The sequence below is a fragment of the Roseovarius tolerans genome, assembly GCF_900109855.1.
GTDB classification, from domain to species: domain Bacteria; phylum Pseudomonadota; class Alphaproteobacteria; order Rhodobacterales; family Rhodobacteraceae; genus Roseovarius; species Roseovarius tolerans.
Genome location: NZ_FOBO01000013.1, coordinates 1 through 17,214, shown reverse-complemented (window position 1 = coordinate 17,214; position 17,214 = coordinate 1). Strand labels below are relative to the sequence as shown.

Genomic DNA, 17,214 nt, shown 5'->3' with positions numbered 1-17,214 from the left:
TCAGAATGACACCCAGCCTTCGCCGCATACCGGCCCTCGTGGCCTCTCTTCTTCTCGCGGCCCTGATGGGCGGGGCGCTGCCATCGGGCCCGGCTCTGGCGCAAAACCTGTTCGCGCCGGTCATCTTCGTCAATGATCAGGCGATTACCCGCTACGAGATCCAGCAGCGCGCACGCATGCTGACCCTGTTTCGCGCGCCCGGCGATCCGCAGCAACTGGCCCGTGAGCAACTGATCGAGGAACGGATCAAGCTCGACGCCGCCACCGGGGCAGGGCTCACCCTCGACGACGACGCGGTGCGCACCGGCATGGCGGAATTCGCAACGCGCGCCAACATGGATGCCGAGCAAATGATCGCCGCCCTCGGGCAATCGGGGGTCTCCGAGGAATCGTTTCGCGAGTTCGTGCGCGCGGGCATCACCTGGCGGGAGTTCACTCGCGCACGCTTTGCCTCGCGGGTCTCTGTCAGCGAGGACGATCTGGAGCGCGCGACGCGGACGCTGACCGGTGGTTCTTCGGTGCGGGTGCTGCTGTCCGAGATCATTCTGCCGATCAGCAGCATCGAACAGGCCGAGGCGCAGCAAAGTCTTGCTGCGCGCATCGCCACTGCGGATACCGAGGGCGCGTTCGCGGCCTTCGCCCGGCAGCATTCCGCCGCAGGCTCTGCGGGGCGCGGCGGGCGGATGAACTGGACACAGGTTTCGGATCTGCCACCGGCCCTTCGCCGGATCGTGCTTGGGCTTGCCCCCGGAGAAGTCTCCGACCCGCTGCCCATCGAAGGCGCGCTCGCGCTGTTCTTCATGCGCGACATCGAAGAGACATCCGTGTCGCCCCGAGAGTTCTCGGCCATTGAATACGCCGCCTACTACATCCCGGGCGGGCGCAGCGAAGAGGCGTTGCAACGCGCGGCCCGTGTGCGCGCCGAGGTCGATACATGCGATGACCTCTACGGTGTGGCCCAAGGCCAGCCGCCCGAGGTCCTGGAACGCGGCGCAAAGGCCCCCGAAGAGATTCCCGCCGACATCGCCTCGGAACTGGCGCGGCTCGATCCCGGCGAAAGTTCAGCCAATGTCACGCGCTCCAATGGGCAGACGCTAGTCTTTCTGATGCTTTGTGGTCGCACGCCCAAGCTGGATGGTGAGCAGCCCACGGTCGAGGATCTGTCGAACTTCATCCGCAACCAGCGGATCGAGTCTTTTGCCAACGGCTTTCTGGAGCAACTGCGCGCCGAGGCGCGGATCGTCGAGCAGTGAGCGCCCCGGTCGCGCTGACCTGTGGCGAGCCGTCCGGCATCGGCCCTGAAATTGCTGCGGCTGCATGGGGCGCGTTGCGCGGAGATTTGCCGTTTTTCCTGATCGGTGATCCTGCGCATCTGCCCGCAGAGACGCCGCATGTGGTGATCGACCACCCCGCCGAGGCGCGGGCGGCCTGCGCTCAGGCCCTGCCTGTGCTGCGCCATGCCTTTGACGGGGTGCGTAGCCCCGGCACGCCGAACCCCGCGCAGGCCCAAGCCGTGATCGACGTGATCGCGCGCGGCGTCGGTCTGGTGCAGGCGGGCGAGGCGCTTGCGCTTTGCACCGCGCCCATTCACAAGCAGGCCTTGCAGGAGGGGGCGGGGTTCGCTTTTCCCGGCCACACCGAATACCTCGCGCATCTGGCAGGGGTCGGGCGCGTGGTGATGATGCTCGCCTCGGATCAGCTGCGCGTCGTGCCCGCCACCATCCACATCCCGCTCAATGACGTGCCGCAGGTCCTGACCGCCGACCTGCTGGAGCAGACGATCCGCATCACCCATGCTGCCCTGATCCGTGATTTCGGTTTGACCGCGCCGCGACTCGCGGTGGCCGGGCTGAACCCGCATGCGGGCGAGGGCGGGCGCATGGGGCGGGAGGAGATCGAGATGATCGCCCCTGTGCTGGAGCGGTTGCGCGGCGAGGGGTTCGATCTGCGCGGGCCGCTGTCGGGCGACACGATGTTCCATGCGGCGGCGCGTTCGGGCTATGATGCGGCCATCGCCATGTATCACGATCAGGCGCTCATTCCGATCAAGACGCTCGATTTCGACCGGGGCGTGAATGTCACGCTCGGGCTGCCCTTCATCCGCACCTCGCCGGATCACGGCACGGCACTCGACATTTCGGGGCAGGGGATGGCCAATCCGACCTCGCTCATCGAAGCGCTGCGCATGGCGCAGGCCATGGGCCGGGCACGTCACGGATGAGTGGACTCGACAGCCTGCCGCCGCTGGCGCGCGTGATCGCGGCGCATGGCCTGTCGGCGCGCAAGTCTCTGGGGCAGAATTTTTTGCTGGATCTGAACCTGACCTCCAAGATCGCGCGTCAGGCAGGCGATCTTTCGGGCTGCGATGTGCTCGAAATCGGGCCCGGCCCCGGTGGGCTCACTCGGGGCCTGTTGCTGGAAGGTGCCCGCCGGGTGCTCGCCATCGAGAAGGACGCGCGGTGCCTGCCCGCGCTGAACGAGATCGCCGAGGTCGCAGAGGGGCGTCTGGAGGTGATCAACGGCGATGCGCTCGACATCGACCCGCTGGCACACCTGACGCCGCCGATCCGGGTGGTGGCGAACCTGCCTTACAATGTCGGCACCGAGTTGCTGATCCGCTGGCTTACGCCGCGCGACTGGCCGCCGTTCTGGCAATCGCTGACGCTGATGTTCCAGCGCGAGGTGGCCGAGCGGATCGTGGCGGTGCCCGGATCGAAAGCCTACGGGCGGCTGGCCCTGCTGGCCGGGTGGCGCGCGACGCCGCGCATCGTGATGCATTTGCCGCCCGGGGCCTTCACCCCGCCGCCCAAGGTGTCGAGCGCGGTGGTGCATCTGACGGCCTTGGCTGAGCCGCGCTATCCGGCGGATCCGAAGATCCTCGAACAGGTCGTTGCGCGCGCCTTCAACCAACGGCGCAAGATGCTGCGTGCGGCGCTCAAGGGTGCCGCACCGGATATAGAGGATCGGTTGCTGGCTGCTGGTATCCAACCCACCGACCGCGCCGAGACGGTCGACCTCGAACGGTTCTGCGCCCTTGCCCGGCGTATGCCGGGCGGGTCCGAGGCGTGAGGGTGGGGGGCTTTTGGCTTTGAGCGGACCCTTGAAGCTTGCCCGCGCGAAACGCACCGAAGGTGCCGCGCGATCGCCGGGCCGTCCCGCGGCCTGGCGATTTGATAGGGTGCGCAACGTGTCGGAGTTACAATGACTTGGCTGGCATAACGCACCGGCCACGAGCGTTGCATCGCCAGTCCCCGGCCCTGCGATAACGTGGCACCTTCTAAGGATCGTTCAATGACCGCTTCAGGCTAATTATTCTTCGACCCTCGCCGACACTCTTACCGCGTCAGTACGAGTTTGCCCCCGGTGATCTCGATGCTGGAAAACCGCTGCAAGTAGCTCATCCCCAAAAGCGAGCCGCTCATCTCGCCTTCGTTCACCACCGCACGCACATCCTCGTGCCGCACCGGGCCCACCTCGACGGTCTTCAGTCGCACCGGTGCGGTGCGCACTTCTCCGTTGGCCGTATAGGCCCGCCCCAGATAGGCAAGGCGCCCGGTGTCGATGCCGATCCGCTCCGCATCGCTCTGGCCCAGCACGATCTGGCTCGCGCCGGTATCGACGACAAATCGGATCGGCTCGCCGTTCACCTGCGCCGTCAGGTAGTAATGCCCGTCTTGTGCGCGCGGCAGTTCGATGCGGTCCTCTGACACCACGCTCTGCATCGGGCGCACGGTCTGGCGGATGTCGTCCCAAAGCCCGACCACCGCGATGGCCCCGACAAAAATCAACACCCAGATCAGCGCCTGCTGCATCAGCTTGCCAATGGAATCGCGGTTTTGCACCACGAACCACAGCACCAGCACCGAGCCGAGGATCACCAGATAGGTCAGATGTGCGAAATCGATCTGTTGCATGATCCCGATATAGGCGCTCAACCCGTCAGACCAAAGCCGCGCAACCCGTCGAGCACGAATTGTACCGCGAGGGCCGCCAGAAGCATGCCGAGAAGCCGCGTGACCACGTTGATCCCGACCTTGCCAAGCGCGCGTTCCAGCAGGCTGCCCATCAGGAACATGACGAAGACCAGCGCCACCACCGACAGCATCACACCGATCACCATGGCCAGCCCCTCGACCCCCGGTTTCTGTCCCGCAAGAAGGATCACCGAGGCGATGGAGCCGGGCCCGGCGATGAGCGGAATGGCCAGCGGAAAGATCGACGGATCGTCGCCCTCATCCTCTTCGGCGGCATCGGCCTGACCCTTGCGCCGCTGCCCGCGCCGTTCGAACAGCATGTCGAGCGCGGTGAGGAACAGCAGCATCCCCCCGGCGATGCGAAAGGCGGGCATGGAAATGCCGATGAAGCCCAGCACCGCCTCGCCGAAGGCCGCAAAGACAATGAGTAGCAGCGCCGAGGTGATGCAGGCGCGGATCGCGATGGCGCGGCGGCGGGCGTTGCCCATGCCCTGCGTCAGCGCCACGAAGAGCGGCGTCATGCCGATCGGGTCGATGATCACGAAGAGCGTGACGAAGGCGGTGATCAGGAATGCGGTATCCATGGCAGCAGCCTATCGCGGTTTTGCGCGGTGCACCATGGCGCGCAATGTGGTTATACACGCGAAAAAAGTTTCCCCGATCTACTGACTTCTACCCGATGGTCGCTATGTGTCGCCAAGGCAGGGCGCGCATCCTGACGCCCGCTGCGGGTGGCAGCTTGTCTTGCCATGACGGGAGACGGCGGCAACGACGCTGATGCTCGTGAAAAGAGGCGATTGAAAGATGAAATCCACAGGCAGGACGTGCACATGAACGCAAATTCCTACATGACTTGGGCGCTCTTCGGGGCCGCCGGTGGCGCTGGCTTTGGCCTCTTTGCCGTTCCGTTGATCTACATCCTGATCAACTTGTTCGACGGTGGTGTCACATTTGGTGAAACCGTTCGCTTTGCCGTTGCCAACGGTGCCGTATGGGGCGTGTTGGGTCTTTTGGCGGGTGTTTTCTTCTGGGTGATCTACATGATTCAGAGCCCACCGAGGGAGGATTGACCCCGGCCACGGAGAAGGGGCCAACATACGCGAGGCATGTGTTTGAAACGGAACCTGCGCCCGAGACGAGGCGGCTTTTAGCGCTCGGCCTCTTCGAGACGCTCGAGCGCCTCCATCCAGAGCCGCTCGGCCAAGGCCAGACCATCCTCAATCTCGGCATATTTCTTTTGCCATTCGGTCACGCCGTGCACGTCGTCATAGATTGCGGGATCGGCCAGTTTCTTGGCCACCCGGCCTTCCATTTCCGTCAGTTTTTCAACGCGTTGCTCGCACTTCTTCACCTCCTGCCGCAGTCTCAAGACGGCGTCGCGCGAGGGGCGTTTGGGCTTTTCGATCTTGGGTTTGGGAGCGGGTTTTGCGCTATCCGTACCCGTGAGCAGCATGGCCCGATAGCTGTCAAGGTCACCCTCATAAGGGCGCACCTCGCCCTTGTTCACCAGCCAAAGCCGGTCCGCCACGAGGCTGAGCAGATGCATGTCATGACTGACCAGAATTATTGCGCCAGAATAGGCGGTTAGCGCCTCCACCAGCGCCTCGCGGCTTTCTATGTCGAGGTGGTTGGTGGGTTCGTCCAGGATCAGCATATGCGGCGCGTCGAGCGTGGCGAGCATGAGGCTGAGCCGCGCCTTTTGGCCGCCCGAAAGCTGACCGACCGTTGTCTCCGCCTGCTCGGCGCCGATGCCGAAGCCGCCAAGCCGCGCGCGCAGGCGGGCGGGTGTTTCGGTGGGGCGCAGGCGGCGGATATGGTCGATGGGGGTTTCGTCGATGTGCAACTCGTCCACCTGATGCTGCGCGAAATAGCCGACGCGCAGCTTGGAGGCTTTGTGAACTTGCCCCTCTATCAGTTGAAGTTTGTCCGACAATAGCTTGGAAAGAGTAGATTTGCCCTCGCCGTTTCGCCCCAGGAGCGCGATCCGGTCGTCCTGGTCGATCCTCAGGTTGAGCCGGCGCAGAACCGGGACACCATCATAACCGACCGAACCGCTCTCGATCCGCAGGATAGGTGGCGAGAGTTCTTCGGGCTTGGGGAAGGTAAAGCGTTTGAGTGCAGCTTCTTGCGGCGTCGTGATCGGTTTGAGCTTGGCGATCATCTTGAGGCGCGATTGCGCCTGCACGGCCTTGCTCGCCTTGGCGCGGAAGCGATCGACAAAGCTCTGGAGATGGGCGCGCCGCGCATCCTGCTTCTTGGCCTCGGAGGCGGCGACGGCGAGACGGGCGGCACGTGTTTCCGCAAATGTCTCGTAACCGCCTTGATAAAGCGTGAGTTTCTTGGCCTCGAGGTGCAGGATCGATCCCACGGCGCGGTTGAGCAGGCCACGATCATGGCTGATGATCAGCACCGTATGGGGATAGCGCGCGAGGTAGGTTTCCAGCCAGAGTGCGCCTTCGAGGTCGAGATAGTTGGTCGGCTCGTCGAGCAGCAGGAGGTCGGGCGTAGAGAAGAGCACACCGGCGAGCGCCACGCGCATCCGCCAGCCGCCCGAAAAGGCGGAGCAGGGCATCAGCTGTTGGTCGTCGTCGAAGCCCAAGCCCTTTAGGATGCTCGCGGCGCGCGCCTCGGCGCTCCACGCGTCGATATCGGCGAGCCGCGTCTGAATCTCGGCGATCCGTGTGCCATCACTGGAATGGTCGGATTCTGCCATGAGTTCAGTGCGTTCCGTGTCATAGCTCAATACGGTTTGCAGCAGCGAGACATCGTTGCCGGGCACCTCTTGCGCGACACCGCCGATGCGGGCGCGGGGTGGCAGGGTGATGCTCCCGCCTTCGAGTGCCAATTCACCCCGGATGAGGCGAAAGAGCGTGGTCTTGCCGGTGCCGTTCCGCCCGACAATGCCGACCTTGTGGCCCTCGGGGATGGTGGCCGAGGCTTGCTCGATCAGGGTACGGCCTGCAACCGAATAGGTGATATCATCAATGCGCAACATGCCCCCCGCATGCCGCAAGCGCGCGTCGCCGTCAATCGCGGCTTTTCAAGCTGTGCCCCTCATGCTATCGGAGCCGCGATCGAACAAGGTCGGGCAAGGGGCCGGACCGGTGATTTTAATTGAAAAGAGGCTGAAATGGCTGTTGAACGCACGCTGAGCATCATCAAACCCGACGCGACCAAGCGCAACTTGACCGGCAAGATCAATGCCAAGTTCGAGGATGCCGGTCTGCGCATCATCGCGCAAAAGCGCATTCAGCTGACCCCGGCGCAGGCAGGTGTCTTTTACGAGGTCCACAAGGAGCGCCCGTTCTATGGCGAGCTGTGCGATTTCATGGCGTCTGGACCGGTCGTGGTGCAGGTTCTCGAGGGAGAAGGCGCGATTGCCAAGAACCGCGAAGTGATGGGCGCGACCAACCCTGCGGATGCGGCACCGGGCACGATCCGCGCGGAATTTGCGGAATCGGTTGGTGAAAACTCGGTCCACGGCTCGGATGCGCCGGAGACAGCGGCAGCCGAGATCGCCTATTACTTCTCGGGGCTCGAACTGGTCGGCTAAACCTCGGTCGATACTTTAAGAAAAGGCCGCATCCTTATGGGATCGCGGCCTTTTCCGTGTCTATATGCTTGCGAAGTCGCAAAAGATCGGTTTCGGGTCCTGACGCGGTGGCCGGGGGTACGGGGCGGTTTTTGCGCCGCTCTTCGGGGATGTTGCCTGTGGCATCTGCCTGCTCCTTTTTATGGGACAGGGCCACCGGCGGGACCGGCCCCTGCCTTGGATAATCCTTTCAGGAAACCAGGGTTAATGGGCATGGGCGTGGCGGAATTGTGGCGAAATCAAGGCGGCTTAGCCGGTCATGTCGTCCACCACCGTGACGCCCGCGCCGGTATAGCCGTCCATCGCGGCAAGAGCCGTGTTGAGGCCGGAAAGCCCGATGCGATGGGTCACGAGGCGCGCGGGGTCGAGCCTGCCTGCGGCGATCATATCGAAGAGGGCGGCGAAGCGGTCCGCACCGATGCCGCGGGTGCCGTGCAGGGTGATCTGCCGTGAATAGACCAGATCGAGCAGCGGCAGGTCGGGCGTAGCGTGGGGACCGAGGGGCATGCCGATCTGGACGTGACGCCCCATCTTTCGCAGGCTTTTCAGAGAGTTGTGGAAGGTCGCGGTGATCCCGAGCGCGTCGAGCGAGACATGCGCGCCGCCGCCTGTCACGTCTCGCACGGCCGCACCCACGTCCGGCACGTCGCTCGCATTCAGGGCGGCGTTGGCGCCGAGGCTGCGGGCGAGGGTCAGCGCCTCGTCATTGACGTCGACGGCCAGAACCTGCGCGCCGATGGCAGCCCCGATCATGATCGCCGAGAGGCCGACGCCGCCACATCCGTGCACGACAAGCCATTCACCTGGTTGGGTTTTTGCGCGGTCAACCACGGCGCGGAACGAGGTGGTGACGCGACAGCCCATGCCGGCGGCGGCGGCGTACTCCATGGCGTCGGGCAGGCGCACGAGATTGAAATCGGCGCGCGGGATGGCGACGCGCTCGGCGAAGGCCCCCCACTGGCTGAAGCCGATCACCTGTTGGTGGTCGCAGATGGTGGGCTCTCCGCCTCGGCAATCGGGGCAGGTGCCGCAGCCGAGGATGAACGGGGCGGTGACCCGCTCGCCCACGGTGAAGGCATGACATTCCGGTCCGGTTTCAAGGACGTCGCCCGCGAACTCATGGCCCATCACATGCGGCAGCTCGACATCCGGATCGGCCCCTTTCCACGCGTGATGATCCGAGCGGCAGACGCCGCAGGCGCGCACGGCAATGACCGCGCCGTCGCGGGGACAGGCGGGGTCGGGGACGTCGGTGATGTCGGTGGGCGTGTTGTAGCGGGAGAGGAGGGCTGCGCGCATCGGGCACCTTTGGCTGGAGTTTGCCGGAGCCTAGGATGGGGTGCGCGTGGCGGCAAGGCCGGATCGGGGCCGCCGCAAGGTGCGAACAGCCCCGGTTTTCGATGGATCAGGCGACCATGCGCTCGACCACCTCGCCGAAGGACGAGGGTGTCGGCACGATGGTGACGCCGGCCTCAGACAGGATCTCGACCTTTTCCTGCGCCGATTCGCCGAAGGCCGAGACGATGGCCCCGGCATGGCCCATGCGCCGCCCCTTGGGGGCCGAGAGACCGGCGATATAGGCGGCGACCGGCTTGGTCATGTGGTCGCGGATATAGGCGGCGGCCTCGGCCTCCTGTGGGCCGCCGATTTCGCCGACCATGACAACGGCGTCGGTATCGGGATCATTCTCGAAAAGCTCGAGAATATCGCGGAAAGACGAGCCGTTGATCGGGTCGCCGCCGATGCCCACAGAGGTCGACACGCCGATGCCGCGATCCTTCATCTGGCTTGCGGCCTCATAGCCGAGGGTTCCGGAGCGCCCGACGATGCCGACGCGGCCCGGTGCGTAGATATGCGGCGGCATCAGACCGGCGAATGCCTGGCCGGGGGTGATGATCCCGGCGCAGTTGGGGCCGATGAGGCGCATTCGGCGCTCGGCCTTGTAGCGGCGCATGTAGCGTTTCACTTTGATCATGTCGCGCGCGGGGATGCCGTCGGCGATGCAGACGCAGGTGGTGATGCCGGCATCCGCTGCCTCCATGATGCTGTCGGCGGCAAAGGGGGGCGGCACGAAACAGATCACGAGGTCGGCCTCGGTTTCGGCCACGGCTCCTTTGACCGTGTTGAAGACGGGCAGGCCGTTATGCTTGGTACCGCCCTTACCGGGGGTGACGCCGCCCACGACGTTGGTGCCGTGCTTGATCATGTCCTCGGCGTGAAAGCTGCCGATGCGGCCCGTCAGGCCGGTGACAAGGACGCGGCTGCTCTGATCTATGAGAATGGCCATCATGCGGCTCCTTTCGCGGAGTTGGGTTTGGTGTCGGACCAGGCGCGCACCACCAGATCGGCGGCGTCGGCGAGTGTTTCGGCAGTGTGGATCGGCAGGCCGCTTTCGGCGATCAGGCGCTTGCCCTCTTCGACATTGGTGCCCGAGAGGCGCACCACGAGCGGCATGGTCAGTTCCAGTTCCTTGACCGCGCGGATGACGCCTTCGGCGATCCAGTCGCATCGGTTGATCCCGGCGAAGATGTTGACGAGGATCGCCTCTACATTGGGGTCGTTGAGAACCGCCTGAAACGACATCAGCACGCGTTCGGGGCTGGCCCCGCCGCCCACGTCGAGAAAGTTTGCAGGTTCGCCGCCCGCCATCTTGATCATGTCGAGCGTGGCCATGGCGAGCCCCGCGCCGTTGACGATGCAGCCGATCTCGCCCTCGAGCCCGATATAGCTGAGGCCGCGATCGCTGGCGAAGGTCTCGCGCGGGTCTTCCTGGCTCTTGTCGCGCAGTTCCGAGATTTCGGGGCGACGGAAAAGGGCGTTGTCGTCAAAGCTGACCTTGGCATCAAGCGCCATGATCTCACCCGAGCCGGTGACGACGAGAGGGTTGATCTCGACCATGTTGGCGTCGGTTTCCTCCATCATCTTGTAGCAGCCGATGATGGTCTTGACCGCCTGCGGGATGAGGGCCGCGTCGAGGCCGAGGGAAAAGGCGATCTCGCGGGCCTGAAAGCTCTGCATGCCGACCGCCGGATCGACCACGGACCGGATGATCGACTCCGGTTCCTGCGAGGAAATTTCCTCGATCTCCATGCCGCCCTGACCGGACGCGACAACGACGACGCGCTCTTCCTTGCGGTCCATCACGAAGCCGAGATAGATTTCCTGCGCGATGTCCGTGGCCTCTTCGACATAGAGGCGGCTGACCATCTTGCCTTGGGGTCCGGTCTGATGGGTGACCAGCATCCGGCCCAGCATCCAGCTTGCGGCCTCGCTGATCTCTTTTTCGGATTTGCAGATCTTGACGCCGCCCGCCTTGCCGCGCGCTCCGGAGTGGATCTGCGCCTTGACCACCCATTTGTCGCCCGACAGTTCCGAGGCGCGATAGACCGCCTGTTCGGGGCTGTAGGCGATGCCGCCGCGCGGCACCTGCACGCCGAAACGCTTGAGCATGTCCTTGGCCTGAAATTCATGGATATCCATTAGATGTTCCTCCCTTTATCCCTTGGCGGCTATGGCGTCGGCGACGCTGAGCACGTTGTTGGCCATCCGTTCGCTCGCCGCGTCGATCATCTTGCCGTCGAGGCTGGCGGCCCCCTTTCCTTCGGCGGCTGCCTTCTTGAGCTCCTCAAGGATGCGGCGGGCGCGGGTCACCTCGGCGTCGGGGGGTGAGAAGACATCGTTGGCCAGTGCGATCTGGCTGGGATGGATGGCCCATTTGCCTTCGATCCCGAGGGTGGCGGCGCGTTTGGCGCTGAGCGTGTAGCCCTCGGGGTCGCTGAAATCGCCGAACGGACCGTCGATGGCGCGCAGCCCATAGGCGCGGCAGGCGACGGTCATGCGCGACAGCGCAAAATGCCACTGATCGCCGGGGTAGTCGGGGTTGAGCCCGCCGATCACCACGGTGCGCGCCCGGTTCGAGGCGGCGTAATCGGCCACCCCGAAATGCAGCGCCTCAAGCCGACTTGGGGCGGCAGCGATCGCCTCGACATTGGCCATGCCGAGCGCGGTCTCGATCAGCGCCTCAAGCCCGATCTGGTGGGTGAAGCCCATGGCCTCCTCGATCTGGCTGACCATGGTTTCTACGGTATAGAGATCGGAGGGCACGCCCACCTTGGGCACGAGGATGGTGTCGAGGTGCTGGCCCGCCTGTTCGACGATCTCGACCACGTCGCGATACATGTAATGGGTGTCGAGCCCGTTGATGCGGATCGAGATGGTCTTGCCCTTGGCCTTCCAGTCGATGTCATTGAGGGCCTGAACGATGTTGGCGCGGGCCTGAATCTTGTCGGGCGGCGCGACGGCATCTTCAAGGTCGAAGAAGATGTAATCGACATCCGAGTCCGCCGCTTTTTCGATCATCGTCGGATTGGAGCCGGGCACGGCGAGTTCCGAGCGTTGCAGGCGTTGCTTTTTCAGCGGGTGCAGGGTGTAGCTCATTGTGTGATCCTTTTACGCGGCGCGGATGGCAGTGCGGGCCTGCACCGGGGGGGGGGTCTGGCGAAACGCCTCTTGGGCGGCGGCCACGCCCTGACCGGGGGTGATGGCCGCGCCTGCGTCGCAGAGCGCCATTTCAGCGGCCGACAGCGCGCCGCAGAGCATCACCGGATTGAGTGACCCGAGGTGGCCAATGCGGAAGGCGCGACCGGCGAGTTTTGCGAGGCCGGAGCCGAGCGAGGTCTGGTATTTGTGATACGCCGTCTCGATCACCGTGCGGGCGTCGATGCCGTCCGGGGCGTAGATCGCGGACACGGTGTCAGAGTGCAATTCGGGGCCGTCGGCCACGAGGCGGCAGCCCTGCCATTCGGCGACGGCAGCACGCACGCCCGAGGCGAGGCGGTGGTGGCGGTCCCATACGCTTTCGATCCCGGCACCGAGCAGCATGTCGAGCGAGACGCGCAGGCCCCGCAGCAGCTGAGTGGGGGGCGTGTAGGGGAAATAGCCGGTGTCGTTCAGGCGGATCATGTCGGCGAAGCTGAAATAGCAGCGCGGCATATTGGCGCGCTCATGGGCGGCGAGAGCCTTTTCGCTCACTGCGAGCAAGCCAAGCCCGGCAGGAAGCATGAAGCCCTTTTGCGACCCGGCGACGGCAAGATCGACGCCCCAGTCCTCCATCTCGAACTCGATCGAGCCGATGGAACTGACGCCATCGACGAAGAGAAGCGCCGGGTGATCGGTGGCGTCGAGCGCGGCACGGATAGCGGCGATATTGGAGGTGACACCTGTGGCGGTCTCGTTATGGGTGGCGAACACTGCCTTGATCGTGTGGCCCTTGTCGGCGGCGAGGCGGGCGGCATAATCCTCGACCGGCACACCCTTGCCCCAGTCGACGTCGATCACGTCCACATCAAGGCCGAGCCGCTCGGCCATATCGACCCAAAGCATTGAAAACTGGCCAAAACGGGACATCAGCACGCGGTCGCCGGTGTTGAGCGTATTGGTGATCGCGGACTCCCACGCGCCGGTGCCGGAGCCGGGGAAGACGAAGACGCGGCCAGTCTCGGTGCGGAACACCTTTTTCAGATCCGCCAGCAGCGGTGATACGAAATCACCGAAATCGGGGGCGCGCATGTCCTCCATCGGTACGTTCATCGCGCGACGCACCTCCTCGGGGATATTGGTGGGGCCGGGGATGAATAGATGGGTGTTGCCGTTCATGGGGTCCTCCTCTCAGGTTGCCCCTTTTATTGCTGTCGCATGTCTGCCCGGTAATGCCCGCGCGCATGGGAAAGCGCGGCCATGCGGGGGGCGTTGTGCCCCTGCGGGTAGGGGTGCCCTACCCGGTGGGGCAGCCCCGGCATGCGGTTGCATGCTGAAAAATTGTTTGATTTCAGAGTGTTCATTGGTCTTACTTGATCCTTACGGAGGAGGAGACCGTGCGAGACATGACGGAAGCGACCGCTCAGGACGCGGAACAGGGTGTGCCCGAGGTGATCGTGGCCGACCGGCAATTGATTGTCTGTCAGGGATTGGGGTCGCTCGTGGCACAGATGGCGCAGGTGCGGCTTGGCTCTTTCGCGACTGATCTGGCCAGCCTGCGAAAAGCTTTGGGGGCGCGCCACGGTCCTGCCATCGTGGTGTTGGGCGTGCGGCTTGCAGATGCCGATCTGGGCCGGGTTCTGGAGACGCTGCGCCGCGATCATCCGCGCGTGATGGTGGTGGTGGTGGCCGAGGAGAGCGAGTTCGCGTTTATCCGCACGGCCGTGAAGGCGGGGGCGCATGCGGTCTGCATGATGGGGCAGGTGCTGACCAGCCTGCCGCGCATTCTGGGGAACCTCGTGGAAGGGCACAGCCTGTTGCCAGTGGAGATCCTCAAGCGGTTGATGGGCGAGCAGGGCGATAGCCTGACCCGGCGCGAGCACGAAATTCTGGGGCTGCTGGTCGACGGGCTGACGAATTTCCAGATTTCCGCGCGGCTTGGCCTGTCGGAGAATACGGTGAAATATTACCTCAAGGCGATCTATCAGAAACTCGACGTCAATTCGCGCGGTGGCGCGATCGCAAAATACGTGGCGGGCACCTACTGAGGCGGTGACGGGTCGGGGCTGCCAACATCTCGCGCAACCGGGCCGAGCGGCCCGCAGCAGCGGATAGGCGCGTTCGTGGAGCCGATATGGGCGGTGGGCCTGAGTTCGTTGAAGGCTTCGCCATGATGGCACTTGATTTTGCAGATCGAGCGTCTTCTGTGAGCGGGGAGGGTGGAGCGTTGATGCCGTTATAGACGCAGCCAGTTACGATCGGCGTGGCGGGGTGCGCCTTGCAGGTGCTCGACGATCAACTCCATGCCGACGCGCGAAACCACCATACCGCCCCATCCGCGCGAGGCTCAGGTCTGACTGACCCGGCAGCGCATCGAATGCGCGCCATCAAGATCCCGTTGGAAGCGCACGATAATGCGACCGAATTCGTCGCAGTCGATCCCGCCGTAGCCGACCACCACCGCCATCTCCGGGCCCTCGACAATCGGTCGGGGGCACGGTTCGGGGCGCAGGGTGCTGTCATCGTGACGGCATGGGAGTGAACCTGTCCCAATAGTGCCGAGGTCAGACGGCGAGTTGATCCGCAAGGTCATTTTGACGTTGTTCTTCTTACTTTTTTACGCATGCTAGCCAGCAAATTCAGAACTCTGGAAGAGATGGTGCGACTATGGCAAGCGGTGAAAACCTGAAAAGCAATGGCGAACGGCTTTGGCGAAGCCTCATGGAAATGGCCGAAATCGGTCCTGGTGTTGCGGGCGGCAATAACCGGCAGGCGTTGACCGACGAGGATGGTCAGGCCCGGGCCGTTTTTCAGAAATGGTGCGAGGAGGCGGGCTGTACCGTCGGGGTCGATGACATGGGAAACATGTTTGCGCACCGGGCGGGCGGTGATCCGGATGCGCGCCCGGTCTATGTCGGGTCCCATCTCGATACGCAGCCGACAGGCGGCAAGTATGACGGTGTTCTGGGCGTGCTGGCCGGGCTGGAGATCATCCGCACCCTGAATGATCTGGACATTCAAACCAAGCACCCGATCGTCGTGACCAATTGGACCAACGAGGAGGGATCGCGCTTTGCACCGGCGATGATGGCCTCTGGTGTCTTCGCCGGGGTACTCGAAAAGGATTGGGCCTATGACCGCACAGATGCTGCGGGCAAGCGGTTTGGCGATGAGTTGCAGAGGATCGGCTGGAAAGGCTCCGAACCCGCAGGTGCCCGCGAGATGCATGCGTTTTTCGAATTGCACATCGAGCAGGGCCCAATTCTTGAGGAAGAAGGCAAGCCGATCGGAGTGGTCACACACGGGCAGGGGCTGCGCTGGATCGAATGTACCGTCACAGGCAAGGGACAGCATACCGGATCAACGCCAATGTATATGCGCCGCAATGCGGGGCGCGCCCTCGCGCGGATAACCGAGCTGGTTCATGAAATAGCGCTGCAATATCAACCGAACGCAGTTGGTGCGATCGGCCATATCGATGTCTATCCCAACAGCCGCAACATCATTCCCGAAAAGGTGGTCTTCACCGTCGATTTCCGAAGCCATGTGCTCGAGACGTTGGAGGCGATGGTCACGGAGCTGAACGAGACCGCGCCGGGTCTTTGTGCCGACATCGGTGTCAAGTTCAGTGCCGAGATCGTCGGGGCCTTTGATCCTCCTGCTTTTGATGCACGGCTCGTAGACCGCATTCGCGATGCGGCAGACCGCCTCGGGCATGCGCATATGGATGTCATCTCGGGGGCGGGGCATGATGCGTGCCGCATCAACGGTATCTACCCGACGGCCATGATCATGTGCCCGTGCAAGGATGGGTTGCTTCGCGTGAATGCCGACGTTCGCTGCGGCGTGCATAAAGGTCGGCCAAGCGGGCCAGAGCGGTCATCTGACCAAATTAACTGGATGTATCGCCAGTAGCTCTTATCAAGCAAATTTATCGTCGCAAAAATGACCTGGCTCAACGTATTTTGGTGTTGGCATATTATCCTCAGGCGTCATGCTAAAGCCGGGTTTACTTGGAGTTTCAGATGAAAAAGTTGAGCCTTTCCTTATTATTGGCAACCGCCCCAATCTATGCGTTAGCCAGCGGACAGAACATCGACGAGAAGGTGCTTTGTCGAGGGATGGACGACAGTATAATTGTGCTTGAGCTATGGAGACCATCGCAATTCGGCGTCGCTTTGCATTGTCTACACGCAAGTTTTTCCTCTGAAATGGTGGCGTGCGCACCACAAGGCGGTTGGGGGTTAGGCAGTGACGACGATATGGCTGAACTGATTGGCGTGACCAATGATTGGAAAACCGCTCACAATCATGAGGCGGGAAAAGTGATGGCGTCAGTCGGAAAGCGAGGAGCCTATTTTAATGCTCATTCGGGAGAGGGTATTGGCAACAAACTTGATTACCGATGGAAATTTGCACTTGAGAGAAGTTCGGGTCAGGCGACTTGGTTCGGAAATGATGGAAAAAAAGTAGCATACATTTGTGACGTCTCGGGCTGACGCGATTAATCACATGACTACGTGCGGAGAAGGTGTCTCACAGTACAGGCACAAGATTGCACTAGATTGCCTCAATGTTTAGCAATCAACACTGCCGATTCGCTGTAAACTGTTTCACAAAAGCGGGTTATACTTTCTTCGAATTTGGATTGTTTCCCAATCCCGAGCAAACTCGGGTCGTTTGCTCAGGATTCCTCTTTCTTTGCGAAAATGCGGTAACTTCTCGGCTATAATGTGTTCACATTGTGGAGGCCTGTTGATTTCGAAATTATGCAGGCGCGTTATTCGGGGAGATTGAATAATGACTAAGACTTGGTTGTACCTATCCGCTACAGCGTTTTTGCTCACAGCAAGAGTTATAACCGAAAGTTGGTGACGGCCCGAATGGGCGGCATATCATGGCGTTGTTGAAGCGCCGCAATTCTCATTGAGAAAAGGATATGCCACATGACCAAGAATACAGTTATCGACTTCGCAAAACCAAGCGATTTTTCACCTGATCCGCTGACGGATCTTCTGCGAGCAGGTGCGCAGGAACTTCTGGCTACTGCGGTGCGCGCGGAGGTGTCCGAATTCATGGGCGGTCACGCGCACCTTTTGGACGACGAGGGCCGCCAGCGTTTGGTGCGCCACGGGTTTCTGCCGGAGCGCGAGGTTATGACCGGGATTGGCA

15 protein-coding genes and 2 pseudogenes are annotated in these 17,214 nt (G+C 62.8%); 9 read left to right on the top strand and 8 right to left on the bottom strand.

Annotation, left to right across the window (positions count from 1 at the left end; all coding sequences use genetic code 11):
* The first annotated feature begins 5 nt into the window (after positions 1–5).
* Genes BMX04_RS13030 through rsmA form a run of 3 tightly spaced genes read left to right on the top strand, consistent with a single transcriptional unit; the run spans position 6 to position 3,069 of the window.
* Positions 6–1,253 (top strand): peptidylprolyl isomerase, encoded by a 1,248-nt coding sequence (locus BMX04_RS13030; RefSeq protein WP_175477365.1) that lies wholly within the window; start codon positions 6–8, stop codon positions 1,251–1,253.
* Positions 1,250–2,221: a 4-hydroxythreonine-4-phosphate dehydrogenase PdxA gene (gene pdxA / locus BMX04_RS13025; RefSeq protein WP_074787174.1), complete on the top strand. Its 972-nt coding sequence runs from the start codon at positions 1,250–1,252 to the stop codon at positions 2,219–2,221. Before BMX04_RS13030 ends, pdxA begins: the two co-directional genes overlap by 4 nt.
* Positions 2,218–3,069, top strand: a complete 852-nt coding sequence (gene rsmA / locus BMX04_RS13020; RefSeq protein ID WP_074787172.1) for a 16S rRNA (adenine(1518)-N(6)/adenine(1519)-N(6))-dimethyltransferase RsmA — start codon at positions 2,218–2,220, stop codon at positions 3,067–3,069. Before pdxA ends, rsmA begins: the two co-directional genes overlap by 4 nt.
* Positions 3,070–3,335: 266 nt before the next feature.
* On the opposite strand, the gene BMX04_RS13015 is transcribed toward rsmA, so the two are convergent.
* Both BMX04_RS13015 and BMX04_RS13010 read right to left on the bottom strand, forming a co-directional pair.
* A complete protein-coding gene (locus tag BMX04_RS13015; RefSeq protein ID WP_074787316.1) occupies positions 3,336–3,914 on the bottom strand; it encodes a retropepsin-like aspartic protease family protein in 579 nt (192 codons plus the stop codon).
* Positions 3,915–3,931: 17 nt separating this feature from the next.
* A complete protein-coding gene (locus BMX04_RS13010) occupies positions 3,932–4,558 on the bottom strand; it encodes a MarC family protein (RefSeq protein WP_074787170.1) in 627 nt (208 codons plus the stop codon).
* A 165-nt stretch (positions 4,559–4,723) separates the two neighbouring features.
* On the opposite strand from BMX04_RS13010, the gene BMX04_RS13005 reads away from it, so the two are divergent.
* Positions 4,724–5,044 (top strand): hypothetical protein, encoded by a 321-nt coding sequence (locus BMX04_RS13005; RefSeq protein ID WP_139194555.1) that lies wholly within the window; start codon positions 4,724–4,726, stop codon positions 5,042–5,044.
* Between the two features lie 77 nt (positions 5,045–5,121).
* Here BMX04_RS13005 and BMX04_RS13000 read toward each other — a convergent pair whose 3' ends face one another.
* Complete coding sequence (locus tag BMX04_RS13000) at positions 5,122–6,969, bottom strand: ABC-F family ATP-binding cassette domain-containing protein (protein WP_074787166.1); 1,848 nt, start codon at positions 6,967–6,969, stop codon at positions 5,122–5,124.
* Between the two features lie 135 nt (positions 6,970–7,104).
* Here BMX04_RS13000 and ndk point away from each other — a divergent pair, with 135 nt between their 5' ends.
* Positions 7,105–7,527, top strand: a complete 423-nt coding sequence (gene ndk / locus BMX04_RS12995) for a nucleoside-diphosphate kinase (protein ID WP_050663838.1) — start codon at positions 7,105–7,107, stop codon at positions 7,525–7,527.
* A 288-nt stretch (positions 7,528–7,815) separates the two neighbouring features.
* On the opposite strand, the gene BMX04_RS12990 is transcribed toward ndk, so the two are convergent.
* From BMX04_RS12990 to BMX04_RS12970, 5 genes are all read right to left on the bottom strand, one after another.
* Complete coding sequence (locus tag BMX04_RS12990) at positions 7,816–8,865, bottom strand: zinc-dependent alcohol dehydrogenase family protein (RefSeq protein ID WP_074787164.1); 1,050 nt, start codon at positions 8,863–8,865, stop codon at positions 7,816–7,818.
* 106 nt (positions 8,866–8,971) lie between these two features.
* Positions 8,972–9,853: a succinate--CoA ligase subunit alpha gene (sucD, locus tag BMX04_RS12985; protein WP_139194554.1), complete on the bottom strand. Its 882-nt coding sequence runs from the start codon at positions 9,851–9,853 to the stop codon at positions 8,972–8,974.
* Positions 9,853–11,046, bottom strand: a complete 1,194-nt coding sequence (locus tag BMX04_RS12980; RefSeq protein WP_074787162.1) for a malate--CoA ligase subunit beta — start codon at positions 11,044–11,046, stop codon at positions 9,853–9,855. The genes sucD and BMX04_RS12980 overlap by 1 nt, the downstream gene beginning before the upstream one ends.
* Positions 11,047–11,061: 15 nt before the next feature.
* Positions 11,062–12,003: an HpcH/HpaI aldolase/citrate lyase family protein gene (locus BMX04_RS12975; protein WP_074787160.1), complete on the bottom strand. Its 942-nt coding sequence runs from the start codon at positions 12,001–12,003 to the stop codon at positions 11,062–11,064.
* A 12-nt stretch (positions 12,004–12,015) separates the two neighbouring features.
* Positions 12,016–13,221 carry a pyridoxal-phosphate-dependent aminotransferase family protein gene (locus BMX04_RS12970; RefSeq protein WP_074787158.1) on the bottom strand — a complete coding sequence of 402 codons (1,206 nt, stop codon included), beginning with the start codon at positions 13,219–13,221 and terminating at the stop codon, positions 12,016–12,018.
* A gap of 227 nt (positions 13,222–13,448) precedes the next feature.
* Here BMX04_RS12970 and BMX04_RS12965 point away from each other — a divergent pair, with 227 nt between their 5' ends.
* The 4 genes and pseudogenes from BMX04_RS12965 to BMX04_RS12955 form a co-directional block, all read left to right on the top strand.
* Complete coding sequence (locus BMX04_RS12965; protein ID WP_074787157.1) at positions 13,449–14,090, top strand: LuxR family transcriptional regulator; 642 nt, start codon at positions 13,449–13,451, stop codon at positions 14,088–14,090.
* 619 nt (positions 14,091–14,709) lie between these two features.
* A pseudogene (locus BMX04_RS12960) lies at positions 14,710–15,876 on the top strand (Zn-dependent hydrolase); the annotation flags it as partial.
* A 191-nt stretch (positions 15,877–16,067) separates the two neighbouring features.
* On the top strand, positions 16,068–16,541 hold the full coding sequence (locus BMX04_RS19095; RefSeq protein WP_139194553.1) for a hypothetical protein: 474 nt from the start codon (positions 16,068–16,070) through the stop codon (positions 16,539–16,541).
* 447 nt (positions 16,542–16,988) lie between these two features.
* Positions 16,989–17,214, top strand: a pseudogene (locus BMX04_RS12955) (IS256 family transposase); the annotation flags it as partial.

Coding starts and splice junctions, on each gene's coding strand:
- BMX04_RS12980 (WP_074787162.1), bottom strand. CDS start 11,046: ATGGATATCCATGAATTTCAGGCCAAGGACATGCTCAAGCGTTTCGGC.
- BMX04_RS12975 (WP_074787160.1), bottom strand. CDS start 12,003: ATGAGCTACACCCTGCACCCGCTGAAAAAGCAACGCCTGCAACGCTCG.
- sucD (WP_139194554.1), bottom strand. CDS start 9,853: ATGGCCATTCTCATAGATCAGAGCAGCCGCGTCCTTGTCACCGGCCTG.
- BMX04_RS12965 (WP_074787157.1), top strand. CDS start 13,449: ATGACGGAAGCGACCGCTCAGGACGCGGAACAGGGTGTGCCCGAGGTG.
- BMX04_RS13010 (WP_074787170.1), bottom strand. CDS start 4,558: ATGGATACCGCATTCCTGATCACCGCCTTCGTCACGCTCTTCGTGATC.
- BMX04_RS12970 (WP_074787158.1), bottom strand. CDS start 13,221: ATGAACGGCAACACCCATCTATTCATCCCCGGCCCCACCAATATCCCC.
- ndk (WP_050663838.1), top strand. CDS start 7,105: ATGGCTGTTGAACGCACGCTGAGCATCATCAAACCCGACGCGACCAAG.
- BMX04_RS12990 (WP_074787164.1), bottom strand. CDS start 8,865: ATGCGCGCAGCCCTCCTCTCCCGCTACAACACGCCCACCGACATCACC.
- BMX04_RS13015 (WP_074787316.1), bottom strand. CDS start 3,914: ATGCAACAGATCGATTTCGCACATCTGACCTATCTGGTGATCCTCGGC.
- BMX04_RS13000 (WP_074787166.1), bottom strand. CDS start 6,969: ATGTTGCGCATTGATGATATCACCTATTCGGTTGCAGGCCGTACCCTG.
- BMX04_RS13005 (WP_139194555.1), top strand. CDS start 4,724: ATGACGGGAGACGGCGGCAACGACGCTGATGCTCGTGAAAAGAGGCGA.
- BMX04_RS19095 (WP_139194553.1), top strand. CDS start 16,068: ATGAAAAAGTTGAGCCTTTCCTTATTATTGGCAACCGCCCCAATCTAT.
- rsmA (WP_074787172.1), top strand. CDS start 2,218: ATGAGTGGACTCGACAGCCTGCCGCCGCTGGCGCGCGTGATCGCGGCG.
- BMX04_RS13030 (WP_175477365.1), top strand. CDS start 6: ATGACACCCAGCCTTCGCCGCATACCGGCCCTCGTGGCCTCTCTTCTT.